This is a genomic window from Saprospiraceae bacterium (assembly GCA_026129545.1).
In the GTDB taxonomy this organism is placed as follows: domain Bacteria; phylum Bacteroidota; class Bacteroidia; order Chitinophagales; family Saprospiraceae; genus M3007.
Window position 1 is genome coordinate 2,025,409 of record JAHCHX010000001.1, and the last position, 16,293, is coordinate 2,041,701.

At 53.2% G+C, this 16,293-nt stretch carries 13 protein-coding genes; 5 read left to right on the forward strand and 8 right to left on the reverse strand.

Features of this window, described 5'->3' with window-relative positions; genetic code table 11:
* Nucleotides 1-100: 100 nt before the first annotated feature.
* Complete coding sequence (locus KIS77_07825) at nucleotides 101-679, reverse strand: non-canonical purine NTP diphosphatase (protein ID MCW5922234.1); 579 nt, start codon at nucleotides 677-679, stop codon at nucleotides 101-103.
* 105 nt (nucleotides 680-784) lie between these two features.
* Nucleotides 785-1,183 (reverse strand): DUF2007 domain-containing protein, encoded by a 399-nt coding sequence (locus KIS77_07830; protein MCW5922235.1) that lies wholly within the window; start codon nucleotides 1,181-1,183, stop codon nucleotides 785-787.
* Nucleotides 1,184-1,313: 130 nt separating this feature from the next.
* On the opposite strand from KIS77_07830, the gene KIS77_07835 reads away from it, so the two are divergent.
* Complete coding sequence (locus KIS77_07835; GenBank protein ID MCW5922236.1) at nucleotides 1,314-2,093, forward strand: hypothetical protein; 780 nt, start codon at nucleotides 1,314-1,316, stop codon at nucleotides 2,091-2,093.
* A 198-nt stretch (nucleotides 2,094-2,291) separates the two neighbouring features.
* A complete protein-coding gene (locus KIS77_07840; protein MCW5922237.1) occupies nucleotides 2,292-5,648 on the forward strand; it encodes a PD40 domain-containing protein in 3,357 nt (1,118 codons plus the stop codon).
* A gap of 110 nt (nucleotides 5,649-5,758) precedes the next feature.
* Here the strand turns inward: KIS77_07840 and KIS77_07845 are convergent, their stop codons facing one another.
* The 6 genes from KIS77_07845 to KIS77_07870 all read right to left on the reverse strand — a co-directional run bounded on the left by KIS77_07845 (nucleotide 5,759) and on the right by KIS77_07870 (nucleotide 12,428).
* Complete coding sequence (locus KIS77_07845; GenBank protein ID MCW5922238.1) at nucleotides 5,759-6,178, reverse strand: hypothetical protein; 420 nt, start codon at nucleotides 6,176-6,178, stop codon at nucleotides 5,759-5,761.
* 13 nt (nucleotides 6,179-6,191) lie between these two features.
* Nucleotides 6,192-6,983, reverse strand: coding sequence for a hypothetical protein (locus KIS77_07850; protein ID MCW5922239.1), 792 nt, complete (start codon nucleotides 6,981-6,983; stop codon nucleotides 6,192-6,194).
* Nucleotides 6,984-7,174: 191 nt separating this feature from the next.
* Nucleotides 7,175-7,963, reverse strand: a complete 789-nt coding sequence (locus tag KIS77_07855) for a hypothetical protein (GenBank protein ID MCW5922240.1) — start codon at nucleotides 7,961-7,963, stop codon at nucleotides 7,175-7,177.
* 76 nt (nucleotides 7,964-8,039) lie between these two features.
* Nucleotides 8,040-10,226, reverse strand: a complete 2,187-nt coding sequence (locus tag KIS77_07860; protein MCW5922241.1) for a TonB-dependent receptor — start codon at nucleotides 10,224-10,226, stop codon at nucleotides 8,040-8,042.
* An 86-nt stretch (nucleotides 10,227-10,312) separates the two neighbouring features.
* Nucleotides 10,313-10,804: a hypothetical protein gene (locus KIS77_07865; protein ID MCW5922242.1), complete on the reverse strand. Its 492-nt coding sequence runs from the start codon at nucleotides 10,802-10,804 to the stop codon at nucleotides 10,313-10,315.
* A gap of 244 nt (nucleotides 10,805-11,048) precedes the next feature.
* Nucleotides 11,049-12,428, reverse strand: a complete 1,380-nt coding sequence (locus KIS77_07870; GenBank protein MCW5922243.1) for a vanadium-dependent haloperoxidase — start codon at nucleotides 12,426-12,428, stop codon at nucleotides 11,049-11,051.
* A gap of 199 nt (nucleotides 12,429-12,627) precedes the next feature.
* On the opposite strand from KIS77_07870, the gene KIS77_07875 reads away from it, so the two are divergent.
* The 3 genes from KIS77_07875 to KIS77_07885 all read left to right on the forward strand — a co-directional run bounded on the left by KIS77_07875 (nucleotide 12,628) and on the right by KIS77_07885 (nucleotide 16,227).
* Complete coding sequence (locus tag KIS77_07875) at nucleotides 12,628-13,317, forward strand: response regulator transcription factor (GenBank protein ID MCW5922244.1); 690 nt, start codon at nucleotides 12,628-12,630, stop codon at nucleotides 13,315-13,317.
* A 148-nt stretch (nucleotides 13,318-13,465) separates the two neighbouring features.
* Nucleotides 13,466-14,836, forward strand: coding sequence for a HAMP domain-containing histidine kinase (locus KIS77_07880; protein MCW5922245.1), 1,371 nt, complete (start codon nucleotides 13,466-13,468; stop codon nucleotides 14,834-14,836).
* A 23-nt stretch (nucleotides 14,837-14,859) separates the two neighbouring features.
* Nucleotides 14,860-16,227 (forward strand): phosphatase PAP2 family protein, encoded by a 1,368-nt coding sequence (locus KIS77_07885; protein ID MCW5922246.1) that lies wholly within the window; start codon nucleotides 14,860-14,862, stop codon nucleotides 16,225-16,227.
* Nucleotides 16,228-16,293: the final 66 nt, after the last annotated feature.

Consider the following 16,293-nt stretch of genomic DNA (forward strand, 5'->3'; position numbering starts at 1 on the left):
TATTGCGGCATCGCAGCAAAAACGGCTACACGTCTTTTACATCTTTTTACATTGTTTTACACGGATGTCGATTCGCCGCTGGAAACAGAGCCGTTCAAGGTCATGTCTCCCGCAACACCTCCACCAATTTCGCCATCGCCTTCGCCCGGTGGCTGATTTTGTTTTTCACGTCCTCGCCCAATTCCGCGAACGTTTGTCCGTAGCCATCGGGGATAAAAACCGGGTCGTAGCCAAAACCGCCAGTCCCGCTTTTTTGCGTGGCGATGCGGCCTTCACAAATGCCTTCGAGCAGCGTTTCTTTCCCCTCAAAAATGAGGGCAATGCTCGTGCGGAATCGAGCGCGACGATTTTCTTTCCCTTCTAAATTTGCTAAGAGCAAGGCGATATTCGCGTCGGGGTCGCGCGAGGCACCCGCATAGCGAGCCGTGTGGACGCCCGGCGCCCCATCGAGCGCCTCTACTTCGAGACCGGTGTCTTCGGAGAAGCAGTCGTAGCCGTATTTTTCCTTGACGTATCGCGCCTTGAGCAGCGCGTTGCCTTCGAGCGTGGATTCGGTCTCCTCTATTTCTTCGAGGCAGCCAATGTCGCGCAGCGTTTTCACTTGGAATTGACCGCCGAGGATTTGCTCTACTTCGCGGGCTTTGTGGGGGTTGTTGGTAGCAAAAACGAGGGTGTGCATGAATAATAGGGGGGTTGAGGGTTTGAAGGCTTGTCCGGCCATGCGGAGCGGACGGAGTTTGAAGGTTTGCCCGGCCAAGCGCAGCGGGATTATCAAATTAGCACATTACCGAAACAACGTGAGCGCCCGCACGAGGAAGGCCGCCAGGATGAGGCCGATGAGCACTGCCAACGCAATCAAGGCTCCCCTGCCAGCCGAATTGCCGCTGGGGCCAACCGTCTCGATGGCTGCCTCTTGGAGGATTTCGCGCGCGCGAGCCGAATCTATCGGGCGGACGTGCAGCCGCACGATGGCTTGCAGATGCGGCAGCACGCTTTGCGAGGTCGTGTTGGCAAGAAAACAATGGATGCCCTCGGCGCGAAGCCTCGCAGCCGCCACTTCCGCTTCCATCAGGGAAAAAAACTTGGCCACTACCTCGCCTTCCTCGGCGAGGCCGGGCTGCACGTTTTCGTCGAAGTCAAAATTGTCGAGTATATCAGTGGAGTGCATAACGTTGCCAAACATCTGGCCTTTTTTCGAAACGACGTAGAGCAGCTGTTCATTTTTTCCAAAAACACACCCCTCCATCGCATATTTTGTCGGTAATTTGCCAGTTGAAAAGTCCTAACGTTTTAACAATCAAAATGACGAGACCATGAAGAAAACGCTCTTTATCATTTGTTTATCGATGGCTTGCACCACCATTGCCAGCACCCAACGCTCCGATTCGCTCGACCTCGAATACGAGTTCTACAAACGCTCGGCATTGATTGACCTGTCTGGCGGCGGGCGGTTCGATTTTTACAACTTCGACGATTTGAACGGAATGTTGAGGCAAGCAAACCTGCCGGAATTGGGCACCACGGGCTATGGCGGTTTTTTTGCCTTGCGAACCCCCTCCGCAACAAGCCGATGGGTGGGCGAGTTTTCGTTTGATGCCACTTCGAGCCGCTCCAACGATGGCAACGCTATCAATGGGGCTGCCGTCGTTTACAGGGATTTTTCCCTGCGCCTGCGCGTCCTTTATCATGTATCCGACCCGGCAAACCTGACAAAACTGTATCCCTTTGCGGGGCTGGGCAATACCTATCGTTCGCTGAACACTTACAGCAACATTCCCGGCAACGGCAGTTTTGTCTCAACCGTCAATCAAGACGTGCGGCGGTATAAGTTCGGAAACAGCTCCATGCCACTCGAAATCGGGCTTGGGCTGGAGCAAGGGTTCAGGGGCAAAAGTGGCGATTTCTTCATCGGCTTGCGCGGCGGGTACACCTACAACGTCCTGTGGTCGGACTGGGCCTTGGACGGCGATGTGCTGACCGATTTGTCGAAGCCCGGCGCAGGCGTTCCTTTCGCGGCTTTCTTGCTTCGCTTCAAGTCCGACCCCAAACGAGCGTGGGAGGCTCGCAAGAAAAAAGCACCCGCGCAAGAATAGATTCGTTGCGGTGGAAGGCTTTGAGTGAAGGGGATTGTCATTTTTTCGACTGACAAGGCAAATTTTGCAGTCGAAATCGGGCATATTCGGCGAAAAATTTAACGAAGCCAGTTGGAAAAAGGGCTTTCCCTTCGCCAAAGGCCTCCACCGCAACGAGTCTGATAACACACAACTATCCAATCACTCACAGCATACAACATGATGTTCGTTCGCCTGACCATTTCCATTTTTGCTCTTTTCATTTCCGCACGCTCTCTTTTTTCCCAAGAAAAACCCAAATGGGATGTTGTCAATCCCCCCGGCGGCGTGCCACACAAAGACGTGGAATTCACCACCTCCGAAGGCACCTGGATGTGCCTCGACATATCGCCCGACGGCAAAACCATCGTGTTCGCTCTGCTCGGCGACATTTATTCGATGCCCATTACAGGCGGTACAGCGACCCCGCTGCGGCAAGGCTTGGCCTGGGAGGTGCAGCCGCGTTTTTCGCCCGACGGAAAAAAAATCTTGTTCACCAGCGACGCGGGCGGCGGCGACAACATCTGGGTGATGGATGCCGATGGCAAAAACCCAAAGCAAGTCACCAAAGAAAGTTTCCGGCTGCTCAACAATGCCGTTTGGGTTGACAATGAATATATCGTAGCCCGCAAACACTTCACCAGCAGCCGCTCGCTCGGCGCGGGCGAGCTCTGGCTCTACCACCTCAGCGGCGGCGAAGGGCTTCAACTTACCAAGCGCAAAAACGACCAGCAGGACGTGAACGAGCCGAGCGTCAGCCCCGACGGACGCTACATTTATTTCAGCGAGGACATGTATCCCGGTGGTTTTTTCCAGTACAACAAAAACCCCAATACGCAGATTTTTGCCATCCGCCGCTACGACCGCGAGGAAGGAAAAATAGAGGACGTGACCGGCGGCTCCGGCGGCGCTTGTCGCCCGCAGGTTTCCCGCGACGGCCAATGGCTCGCTTTCGTGCGACGCGAATACACGAAAACGGTGTTGTGTGTCAGGAATTTGGCAACAGGCCAAGAATACCCGATTTACGACGGCCTCGACAAAGACCAGCAGGAAGCGTGGACGACGTTCGGGTGTTATCCGGGGTTTGCGTGGCAGCCAGAACAACCCAGCCGCGCCGGAGCGATGCAGGGCATTGTCATCTGGGCAAAAGGAAAATTTCAAAAAATCAATTTCAATTGGACCAAAATCGCTCCAGACGACCGCAACACGATTGCCGACAAGCCACAAGTTTCTGTCAGTGAAATCCCCTTCACCTGCAATGTCAAAACCAAGGTCGCCGAGACTTTGAAGTTTGAGAACAAGGTTTTTGAAAATGAATTTACGGCGAAAGCCATTCGGCAAGCGGTGACAAGCCCGGATGGCAAATGGCTGGTTTTCAACGCTGCAGGTTATTTGTACCGGAAAAACTTGGACAATGGAAGGGTGGAACACCTCGCAGGCGACGACAAAAATCTGGCCTTCGAGCCTTCTTTTTCGCCCGACGGCAAATCGCTCTTGTTCGTCACTTGGAACGACGAACAAAAAGGCGCCATCGCCAAACTTAACCTCGCAACCCTAAAACCCGAAACCCTCAAACCGCTCACCGCCATCTACCGCACCCCATCCTTCTCCCCTGACGGCAAACAAATCGTCTTCCGCATCCAATCAGGCGACGATGAGCTCGGCCCCGGCATGACCGACAAGCCAGGCATCTACATCATGGACGCCGACGGGAAAAATATGCGCTTCGTGACGGAGAGCGGCGAAAACCCAAAATTCTCCCCCGACGGAAAACGCATCTACGTCAGCACGGGCGGCTCGCTGTTCGGCCCTTTGGACAAATCTTTCAAATCCTACGACCTCAACGGCAAGGACGAAAAAGTACATTTTAAATCAAAATACGGCCACTCCTTCACGCCTTCGCCCGACGGCAAATGGCTGGCTTTCATCGAATTGCACAAAACATACATCTGCGCGTTCCCCCAAACTGGCAAAACAATTGACCTCAGCGCCGACACCAAAGCCATCCCCGTCACGCAGGTCAGCCGCGACGCGGGCTACAACCTGCATTGGAGCGCCGACTCGAAAAAACTCCACTACACGCTCGGCGACGAGTATTTCAACATTGACCTGACTCAGCGTTTTGCCTTCCTGCCCGGCGCGCCCGACAGCCTACCGCCCGTGGATTCCGTCGGGCTGAAAATTGGTTTGACTTTGAAAACCGACGTGCCGGAGGGGACGGTTATTTTTGAAAATGCCCGCATTATCACGATGGAGGGTGACCGCGTCATTGAGGGTGGAGCAGTCGTTGTTTTTCAAAATAAAATCGAATCCATCGAAACAAAAGAAGAATACGAAAGCAAAAAAGTAAAACGCGCCGCACCAGTCAAATTCATTGACTGTCAAGGCAAAACCATCATGCCCGGCATCATTGACGTACACGCGCACCCCGGCAATTTTCGCTTCGGCCTCAACCCGCAAAAACAATGGGAATACTACGCCCAACTCGCCTACGGCGTGACGACCCAGCACGACCCGTCGGTGAATTCCGAAATGGCTTTTTCCAACGCCGAAATGCTCAAAGCAGGGCGCATGGTCGGCCCTCGTTTGTATGCCACCGGCACGATTCTCTATGGCGCGGACGGCGATTTCAAAGCACCCATCAACTCGCTCGACGACGCGCGCTCGGCCTTGCGGCGGACGAAGGCTTGGGGCGCATTTTCGGTGAAGAGTTACAACCAGCCGCGCCGCGAACAACGCCAGCAAGTCATCGCCGCCGCCCGCGAACTGGGTATGCTCGTGGTGCCGGAAGGCGGGTCGTTTTTCCATCACAATCTCACGCAAGTCGTTGACGGCCACACGGGTGTGGAGCACAACCTACCCGTCGCACCGCTCTACAACGACGTGATTTCACTTTGGAGCAAAACGAACGCGCACAACACACCGACGCTCATCGTCAACTATGGCGGCCTCAACGGCGAGTACGAGTTTTATCAAAAAAGCGAAGTCTGGGCAAAAAAGCCGCTCCTGAATTTCACCCCCAAACACGTCCTCGACGAGCGTAGCCGCCACCGCACCATGGTGCCAGAAGAAGAGTATCAAAACGGCCACATCCTCGTGTCGCAATCCTGCACCAAACTTCAAAACGCAGGTGTGAACATCAACCTCGGGGCACACGGCCAACTCAACGGACTCGGCGCGCACTGGGAACTCTGGATGCTCCAACAGGGTGGCATGAGCAACCTGCAAGCCCTGAAATGCGCGACCATCAACGGTGCCAAGCATATCGGCATGGACAAGGAAATCGGCTCGCTCGCGCCCGGCAAATTGGCCGACCTGATTGTGTTGGACAAAAACCCGTTAGACGACATTCGCAACTCGGAATCCATCCGTTACGTCATGGTCAACGGACGTTTGTACGAATCGGAGACTCTGAATGAGATTGGAAATTACGACCGGAAACGCTCGAAATTCTGGTTCGAGCAGCCGGGTAGCCAGACGAGTGGTGCGGGCATGACACACACCTGCCATGAGGCGAAGTGTGTTTGTGGGCATTGAGGGTTTTTGACAGGATTTACAGGATAAACAAGATGTTGATGTTCAAAAAACCTGACGAGCTTGTAAATCCTGCCAAAAACCGACTCAAATCAGCGACTGGGCATCGTTTATCACTGCCGCACCATCCCGTTGTAAGTGTCCAAAGCCTTTTGCCGCCTTTTGTTCGACGTGTTTATGAAAACCCAGCCAGAAGTCATGGCCAGACCGAATGTGGTCCAACCTAGTGCATTTCGCGTGCCCGAGTCTAAATTTTTGATATTGACGAGCGTGTAGATTGCAGTGGCATTGGCGGCACCGATAAAAATATAACCCCAAGTGGCCGGTGCTTTCCCGCGCTGAAAAGCCTTGCCCGCTTCGGGTGCATATTTGTCCAAATGCAACTGTACTTCTGGTACGCGCAGCCGTTCGCCGCCCATGTAATAGCGGGTGCCTGTCCAGAAATTCTTTTTGGATTCGATTGTTTTCAACTGCGCCGATGACTCTTGATGCAAAGCGAATAGGAAAAGGAGGCAAAAAATCGTATTTCGCATAAGGAATCAGGTTTTATTTGTTCACACGCACTTTGATTGTCATCACGCCATCTTCTAGTGTGCGCCAGAGCCGCTCGCCCCTGTTGTCGGAGTAGAGGTCGCAGGCAAACTCGAAAGTCAGGAAATACAGGTAGTGGTCGCCTTGGTCTTTGCGGATTTTTTCCGTGCAGCGCAGGTAGGAGGTGGAGGGCTGGGGGCCGGCGCTGGTGAAGTCAAGACCTGTTGCCATGGTGCCCTGAGAATTAGTTCTTGTATCGCATTGTAAGTCTATTACAATCAAAAATCCCGAAATGCTGCTGCTATCGTAGTCAGATTTTAAAAAGTCAAGCGGAATACCTGTTTTTACAATGCTGTCCATCACATACCCCCAAGAAACATCCTCTCTGCCAAAATAACCTATTTTCACGAAGGGTCTGCTGTCCGAAATTCCATCATCACTAAACTTATCGCTCAAGAAAAGAAGGTCTTTGTCTCCCATTCCCATATTGTAGAGATAACCTGCGACAGAGTTATTGCCGCCGACAGAAATGTATGGAACATCTGTGACAATAACTTGGGCTTTCGTGATAAAGCTCGTGTCAGGCCCGGATGCGTTGATGCAGAATTCGCTGTCATTCAGTTTGCAATAAAAATATTGCTCGGCAGAAATGCCGTTGCAACCGAAGTCTGAAGCAATATAGCAAGGCCAATCTACTTCTGCGATATGCCTTTTATCGGGGTGAGGGGGCTCTTCTTTTTTGCAGGAGAGAACCGCGAGGCATATCAGCAGTGAAATGCAGGAAGTCCTGAAAGTAACATTCTTCATAGTTTTAAAGAAAAATGTGGGGTTGACACGCTAAGTTTTTACAAATGTGGCTCCTTAGACAGGGCAGCGCCCCGAAACGTATTCCGGGGCGCTGCCCCTCCACAAGATAATACCCAGCATCTCCTACCGATTTCTCGGGGCGCTGCCCCTGCCTAAGTTTTTACATCGTATTTCGCATAAGGAATCAGGTTTTATTTGTTCACACGCACTTTGATTGTCATCACGCCATCCTCCAGTGTGCGCCATAGCCGCTCGCCCTTGTTGTCGGAGTAGAGGTCGCAGGCAAACTCGAAAGTCAGGAAATACAGATAGTGGTCGCCTTGGTCTTTGCGGATTTTTTCCGTGCAGCGCAGGTAGGAGGTGGAGGGCTGGGGGCCGGCGCTGGTGAAGTCCACTAGTGCAGTACCACCCTGGCCGGGTCTTGACTCGCAGACCAATAAAACATTTACCAAAAACCCCACAGTATCAGAACCAAAACCTGGCTTACTTTGACTGAATAAAAGGTCAGTAGCCGGTTGAACAATTTCATCTAAATAATACCCCCATGAAATATCGTATTTGCTGAAATAGCTCACATGAAGCCCTAAGGTGCTTTCGTCTTTTTGGTCGTGGTTATGATAAGACCCGCTGATTGGTATATGGTCTTTATCTTTGATGCCTAATGTATAACAATGCCCGGCAGCATTGTTGGGGCCGCCGATTACAAGTGTCGGGCCGTCCGTGATAATGACTAAACTTTTAGCTGCAAAAGACGTGTCAGTGCCAGTAGCATTTCGGCAAAACTCTTTTCCGTCCAATTTGCAAACAAAATACTGCTCAGAGGTAATACCTGCGCAGCCAAAGTCGGCAGCGAGGTAAAAGGGCCAGTCTTCTTCACCAAAGTGATGCCTATCGGGGTGAGGGGGCTCTTCTTTTTTGCAGGAGAACCCTATGAGACAAGAAAGTAGAGAAATGGAGGCGGAGAGGAAAAACTGTTTCATAAAGCTGTGCTTAGGTAATACATTGTTCAAATGTATAACAACCTTCCGAAACAACCACATTTTCTACTTCCTTTTCTCAAATCCGCACTCCCACCGTCAGTACCACACTCCGCCCGTCCGACGGCCACACGCCGGGGCCGGGATAAAACGAGGGGCGTTTGGTGAAATATTGCTCGTCGGTCAGGTTGTTCACGCTCAGGCGGAACAAGAGATTGCGAACTCGATATGACGCATTCAAATCCAGCAAACCATAAGACGGCACAAGCCCAACCGCACCGGTCGCGGAAGGCTCCACCGTGTTCAATGGGTCGGCAAAAGTCTCGCCCGTGTAACTGTACAGGAACGACACGCTCAAGTCTTTGTATTTGAGATTCAAGCCGTTGCGGGTAATCCATTCCGGCACGCTTTCCACGCGGTTGCCGTCAATGTCGCGGTTTTCAGTGCCGACGCGAAACTGCGCATCTTGGTATTTGGCATCAAAAAAGGCGGTAGAGGTGAACAGGCTGGCGCGGAGTTGCCCTGCCACGCGGAAAGCATATTCGCCGAAGATTTCTAACCCATGCGTGAGTGAGTTGCCAATGTTGGTGCGCAACACATAAAACGCGCCGCCCTCATCCACCGAGACGCTGCCGAGGCGATTGTTGTATTGCATTCGGAAGGCGCTCACATCCCATTTGAAGCCGCCCGCCGCGCCGCGCCAGCCGATTTCGGCGTTGTAGCCATCGGCATTTTTGAGGTTGTCGTCGGTGCGCTCGAAGGCATTGCCCGGGATAATGTCTTTGAAAATGACAGGGCGGTATGCCTGTGACCAGCCCGCGTACAGGTTTTGCCTGTCGCTGAGGACGTACTCGGCACTCACGCCGAACAAGGGAAAATTGTGTTTGATGGTCGTGGGCAAATCTTCAGGGTCGTAGTAAGCGAGTGTACCCGTCATTTTGGAGTCGCCAATTTCGTAGCGCAGACCGGGCGTGACGGAAAGTTTGGACGTGATTTGAAATTTGTTTTCGGCAAAAAACGCCACGCTTTGGGTTTTGAAATGCAAATCGCGCAACCATCCTTTGGCTGGGTCAATAGACACATTGTAATCGCTGCCCGTAGAGCCCCCATTGGGTGTGAATCGCCGGTGCAAGTCGTTGTTAAAGTATTGAGCACCAGCGGCTAAGAGCGATTTTTTTCCAAAAAAATGATATTCTTGCAAAAGACGCAATTCGCTGGTGCGGCTGTTGAAGCGGTCAATATCCACCGCGCGAGGGTTGTAAGTCAAAGTCGCGGCATTGATGGTGTCTGGCACATTAGCAGGGTTGTCGTTGCGGACGCTGCTGCGCTCGCCCAAAACGGCGGAGGCCGTCCATTGCAGGCGGGTATGCGGGCTGATGTTCCATTCCGCCGTTAGGGAGGGGATGTAGATTTCAGGGTTGAAATAGTTGCGCGAGCGCGTGGCTTGGCGCGGGTTTTCGGCAAACATGGCGTCCGTCAGCGGGCCGGGGATGCGATAGAGGTAATTGGAGCGCAGCAGTTCGGCTTTTATGGAGAAATTGTCGGAAGGCATATATTTCAGCACCAGCCCCTGTCCGTCGTAGTCGGATGCTGCGTTGTCGCGGTAGCCATCGCTCACGCGCTTGCTGTAAAAGGCATAGTACTGCACCTTGCCGACTTTGCCGCCGACGGCGTTGTAGGTGCTGAGCAAGCCGAATGAGCCGATGGAATTGACCGTTTCAATACCGACGGCCTTGGTCGTGTCGGGCTGCTTCAGCGAGTAATTGAGCATTCCGCCGAATTGGGCACCGTATTGAAGCGCTCCCGTGCCGCGGACGAGTTCGATACGCCCTACGGCCTCGAAGGGGAGACTGAAATGGCTTGCCGGGTATCCATAAATGTCTGAATTCGTGATGATGCCGTCGGTGCGGATATTGAATTCCCAGCCCCGGTGCGGGTCGAGGCCGCGCGTGCTGATGTTGGTCTGATTGCCCGTGCCGTCCATGTCATAGACAAACACGCCGGGCACTTTGGCGAACACTTGGCGCGGCGTTTTTTCCGCGATGTTGGCATCCACGTTTTCGAGGCTGATGACCTCGCTTTTTTTGCCCGACCAGAGGAAAGCCCCTTGTGTTTGAGGCAGTCGCGTGATGTTGTCGCGCTGCACCGATATTTCGACTGCTTGAAGTCGGCGCTCATTGAGGCTGTCGAGGGGCGATGTTTGGGATAGAAGGCAATCGCTCGCGAGCAAGGTACCCGCGAGACACACTATTCTACAAAAGTTCATCGGTTCGTATTTTTTAAAAAACAGCTACAAAGGACGAGAGTTTCAGTTGCCACGTCGCAGCTTTGAGGCTTAAAAACTCATTAAAATCAATTTTCAGTCTTGCTTTTCTGCCCCACCGTTTTGCCTCTCACTTCCACAAGCGAGTCCATCTGGTAGAGTGCCTCAAAAATAAGCTGGCCTTCGGGCGACCATTTGCGGAGGTACCCATCCATCTTGCCGCCCTCAAACCAAGTGGTGAATTGCACCTGGCCATTGTCGTACCAGAGCGTGTCGCCGCCTTGTTTCTTGCCTTCCGCATAGTATTGTACCTCCATGACCTGACCGTTGGGGTGATACAGCACGGTGCGCCCTGTCTGGAGGTCGTTTTCAAACCAGCGCTCGCCTCGGAGCTTGCCGTCGGGATAGTAGTCGGTCATTTTGCCTTCCTTTTTTCCGTTGACAATCTGGACGCGGCGAGTGATGGCGCCGCTCTCAACCCGCTCGATGCGCTCATAGGTTTTTTGTTCGGATTTCTGCTGGCAACCCTGTGCCATGAGCGAGATGAATAAAAATGAAAAATAGAGGTGTTGGATGCGCATGAGTGCAATGTGCTTATGTGCTAATTCGGAAATGTGCTGATGGGGTTTCGGGAAAAGTTGTATGGGGCGGCAATATCGTTGTTGGCACTCAAAAGTGTGGATTTAAAAACATGAGCCATCCCGAATTTTCGGCGATGACTCATGTTGTTTCTAATCATTTATTTTTTGCCACTTGGCAAATCACTGTGGGCGAGGATGTTCAAATCAGCAACAATCGCCCTTCATCCCTCTCTACATCCTCAACTTATTTCTTCCACGGCAGGTCGTTCACTTTGCGGCCAATGACGGTGCCGTAGCGCACGCCCTCTTCGCAGTCCATGCGGAAGTGAACGCCCAGCGGCACGCGAGACCAAGCGTTTTCTTGCGCCATCTCGAAAAGGCTGCCAAAGGTGCGTGGCTTGCCTTCAAACTCCGTGCGGTCTTGGTGACAGAGGTCGGTCATGCCGTAGGCATAGCCAAAAATGCTGGCCAGCGCCTCGGCGCCCGCAGCGCCCATGGTGGAGTGGCCAGATGGGTACGCGGGGAAGGACGGGGTCACACCCTCTTCTCCCGTGAGCGGGTTGTAAAGAGCGGGTTTCCAAGTTGGGTCCATTACCCGATTGATGTACGTCTGCGGGCGCTCCACGTTGTAGTAGTATTTGGAGTACCAGCAACCCACGGCAGAGTCGTTCAACGCCATGCCCACTTTTGCGCTCATGTACACAGCGGTCTCCAAGCTGCTATTTTGGTGCACCAGAATTTGGTTGCCGATGGCAATCCAACGCGGGCCGGGGCTGAATGTGAGGTTCAGCAAGTCGTCGCTCCAAAACTCACCAATCCACTCATCTTCGTAAGAAAGCGTGGGCGTGTTTTGAGCATATACTTCCAAGGCTTGTGAGAAGAGTTTGGAGGTGTCGCTGTCCGAGTAGGGCAAAGGAAGACGGCAGATTTTGTCGTTCTGCGTGATGGCGAAAGTGCGGGCACCGCCCCAGATGCCGCCCATGGGAAGGCCCGGCCCTGGGAAAGTCGGCTTCCAATCGCCGTCTTTTTTGAAGTTGGCCTGCCAATCATACCCTTGGAAGGGGTCTTTGTAGTGGTCGTGGCCGATGGGGTCGGTGATGGCATAGGCCCACACTGCGGCAGCCACAGCCCTTCCGTACTCTCTCGAACGGTTGGCAATGTCCTGACCCACTTCAGCCACCCCTTTGTCGAAATTGAAATTGTCCAGAGCGGTCATTTTCAGTTTGTGGTCATTGGATGCCGCGGGGAAAAAGAGCGGCATGAGGTGGGCATAAGACGCATTCACCACCGTAGGCCAGTGATATGGGACATCTTTGTCGGGGGCTGGAATGCTCAAGCCGGGGTACAAATTGGCGAGCGAGTTGAACGAGGGCATCCCGCTGATGCAGGCTTCGTAGGCGGACAGGCCGAGATAAGCCAATGCGCGCGGCGCAGGGCCGGGTCGATAGCCGGCAGCATAGCGCTCGATATCGAGGAACAGCTCGTTCCAAGCGTGCACTACCTTGTAATCATACTTGCTCACGAGGTTTGCCTCGTTAACGGTGACATCCTTGCAAGAATGGATGAACAAGCCCGCTGCCAAAAATGCCAAAGCAATGAAGGTGTAGTTTTTCAAAAATCGCATGAGTGAAAACTTTGTTAGTTAAACATTTTAATTCTACCGGGGGGGCAAATCGTCATTAAGCAATGACATTGCAAAGAACCCGCCATTATTCCAATCGTGGTCTGAATTTTGCTTAAAAACTGCTTAAAAAAATCGGGTATTTCGTATTTCTGACATTTCCGAACACGTTTTAGCAGTATTTTTGAACACATTTTTTGCGATGAAAGTACTTTTAATCGAAGACGAGCCTAAAATGGTGCGCTCGCTGAAAAAAGGGCTGGAGGAGCATCGCATCGAAGTGGATGCGGCAGCCAATGGCACACTGGGCAGCCAGCTCGCCGAGCGCAACGAGTACGCTGTCATCATTTCGGACGTGATGATGCCTGAAATGAGCGGTCTTGAGTTGCTGCGCCAGCTGCGTGAGCAGGGCAATCAAACCCCTGTCATCCTGCTCACTGCGCTCGACCAAACGGACGACAAGGTGACGGGCTTCGAGGCAGGTGCCGACGATTACCTGACCAAGCCGTTTGAGTTCAAGGAATTGCTCGTACGTATTCGAGCTCTGGCCCGCCGCCCGATTAGTACCTACCAACCTTCGCCCGTGCTGCGCTATGCCGATGTAGAAATGCACCTCGACAACAAAGCGTTTTTCCGTGGCGGCCAATCCATCCAACTCACCCCCCGCGAGTTTGCCCTGATGGAGTATTTTCTCCGCAACCCCGGTCGAGTCATTTCAAAAACCGAAATTTCCGAGCGCGTGTGGAACCTCCATTTCGACACGGGCACAAACGTGGTAGAGGTGTATGTCAATTTTTTAAGAAAAAAAGTGGACAAAGGATTCCCCCATAAGCTGATTCACACGCAGTTCAAAATAGGTTATGTGCTAAAAGCAGAGGCGATTGGGCATTAGCAGCCTGTCAATCCGCGAACCAGTCAACCCGCGAACCTATATACCTCGCGCCGCCAAGTTTTGGGCATAGCTGCAATCGCAATCTGCCCAAAATCAGGGGCATCAATCATGTTCATCTGACAAATCCTAGCGAATCAAGGTATAAAATATGCAAATACGCACCAAACTCACCTTGCAATTCATCGTGCTCGTGGCGGGCATCTTGTTGCTGTCGCTCTTCATCATCTATATCAAATTCCAGCGAATGACGGAGGATGAGTTCTACAACGGGCTGCGCTCCAAGGCGCTCATGACCGCCGAGATGGTCTTGCACGACGAGGAAAAAATAGCACCTTTGGGCGACCACAGGGCGGAAGAAGAACCTGTGCTGCCCTTCCGCGAGAACGTGGTGATTTACAACGCCGCTTATAAGCGCGTTTTTGCCTTCAATCGTGCAGCCCCACCGGTATCAAACAAAACATTGCAAAACCTGAGAACGTGTAGCGAAAGCCGCTTCATGCGGGGCGACTTCCATGTGCTGGGGCTGCGACACACGAGCAAAAGCGGGCGGGAATACTTCATCGTGGCGGAGGCAGTGTTCAACCCCGAGGAGCTGAAAAACCTTCGCAACATTCTCATCCTGAGTTTTTTCTTGTGTATAGGCATCGTGGCCATCGGGGGATGGTTCTATGCGGGGCAGGCAATGTCACCTGTGGCACGTATCGTCAATCAAGTGGACCACATATTGCCTTCCGACCTGAGCGCCCGCTTGGATGCGCCCAACAACCACGACGAGATATCGCGCCTCGTGCTCACCTTCAACCGCCTACTCGACCGCATCCAATTCGCTTTTCGGATGCAAAAAAGCTTCATTTCCAACGTGTCGCACGAGCTGAAAAACCCGCTCTCCGTCATCATCTCGCAGTTGGAAATCTCGCTCGACCGCCAAAAACGTAGCACAGAGGAATATCGCGACACGCTCGCCTCCGTGCTGGAAGACACCCGCGAACTCAACAGCGTGACGGAGAAGCTGCTCCAGCTCGCCCGTGTCCATTCGGAAGGAGCCAACATTGCCTTCGAGCGGGTGCGGCTCGACGAAATCATGCTTCAAACCCGTGCCACTTTGCTGCGACTTCACCCGGACTACCATATCGCGTTCGACATCGTGGGCTTCCCGGACGACGAGGAGCAGCTTTGCGTGTTGGGCAACGAGCCGCTGCTCCGCTCGGCATTTCAAAACCTGATGGACAACGGTTGCAAATTTTCGCCCGACAAGAAGGTGGAGGTGAAAATTTGGTTCGACCCGGCTGGCAAACACCATGTCGAAATCGCCGACCAAGGCCCCGGCATCCCGGCCAAAGACTTGCAACTTATTTTCCAGCCTTTCTATCGCAGCTCGCAGAACATTCATGTCAGAGGCTCTGGCATCGGCCTTTCATTGGTGGACAGCATCATGCGGCTACACCGCGTCGGGCTTGATGTGACATCGGCACAGGGGCGAGGCACCACTTTCAAACTCAGTTTCCCGGCTATGCAGTAGATTTTCAAAACCAAACCACGACAATGAGAAAACTAATTCCAAAAAAGGCTTTGCTGCTTATAATGGTCGTTTTTTGTGGCGTTGTCATGCAGCATTGCACAAGCGAAAGCGCGGAAGAACCCGCAGATTATCGCCTTGCCACCGATGTGGCGCTCGAATGGAATCGCATGATGCTGCATTTGGAGCGCCACACCAAAGGCTATCGCCCCCCCGTCAGCGCCCGCGCGTTTGCTTACATCGCGATGGCAGGCTATGAGGCCTCGCTGCCCGCCTTGAACGATTACATTTCCCTGTCGAGATATTGTGCTGGTTATGAGTCGCCCTCATTTCGCTCGCAAGGCGGCAGTTATTTTTTGCCAACGGGTCTCAATGCCGCTTATGCTCAAATGATGCGGTATTTTTTCCCGGATGCCCCCAAAAAATGGCGGGATAAGGTGGACCAGCTGGAAGCGCATTTTGACCAAGTCTGCTCCAAGCAAGCGAAAGTTGAGCATCTTGAGCATTCGGCGGCGTATGGCAGGGCTGTCGCTGATGCCGTGTGGCGGTGGTCGGCGACCGACGAGGAGGGGCACAACGCTTTTTTGTTCAATTTTGACAAAAACTACGTCGCGCCGAACTGCAAGGGTTGTTGGCAACCCGACAAGCGGCATCCGATGCCAGCCTTGCTGCCCAACTGGGGCGATGTGCGGGGGTTTGTCATTCGGCAGGGTGATGTGCAAACAACGCCTCCCGCTTCTTTCGACGAGACACCTGGCTCCCCGTTTTTCACCGAGGCGATGGAGGTTTTCTCCGTGTCGCAACCATTGAGCCGGGAAAGCCACTGGATTGCCGAGTTGTGGAGCGACGACTTGCCCGGCCTCACCGTCACGCCAGCAGGGCGTTGGATTGCCATTGCCAATCAAGCCATCGAACAAGCGAGACCACCCTACCTCATTGTCGCAGAGACCTATCTCAAAGTCGCATGGGCCGTTTGTGATGTCGGCATCGTGACTTGGCAAGCCAAGTATGCCTACAACGTGGAACGCCCCGAAGCTTACATCCAACGAAACATCAAATCCGACTGGACTTCCCTTCACGAAAATCCTCCATTCCCGGCTTATCCAAGCGGGCACTCGGCCTTTGGCGCAGCAGCAGCAGAAGTGCTGACTTCCGAGTTGGGCGAGCGATTCGAGCTTACCGACCGCACACACGAACATCGGCAGGAGTTTGTCGGCAAGCCGCGCACCTATCAGTCTTTTATGGAAATGGCAAAGGAAAATGCGGCCTCGCGGGTGTTTTTGGGTGTCCATTATCGGATGGATTGCGAGGAAGGATTGCGGCTCGGCAAAATAGTGGGTCAAAAAGTGGCGCGGCTGCCCTTGCACCGCAAGGAAGCCTCCTTGCTGCGCTGAGCTCGCAACGAAAGATGGCACGACTGTTGGTTGGCACACATTGATTTTGTTAAAAAAATCCGCAGC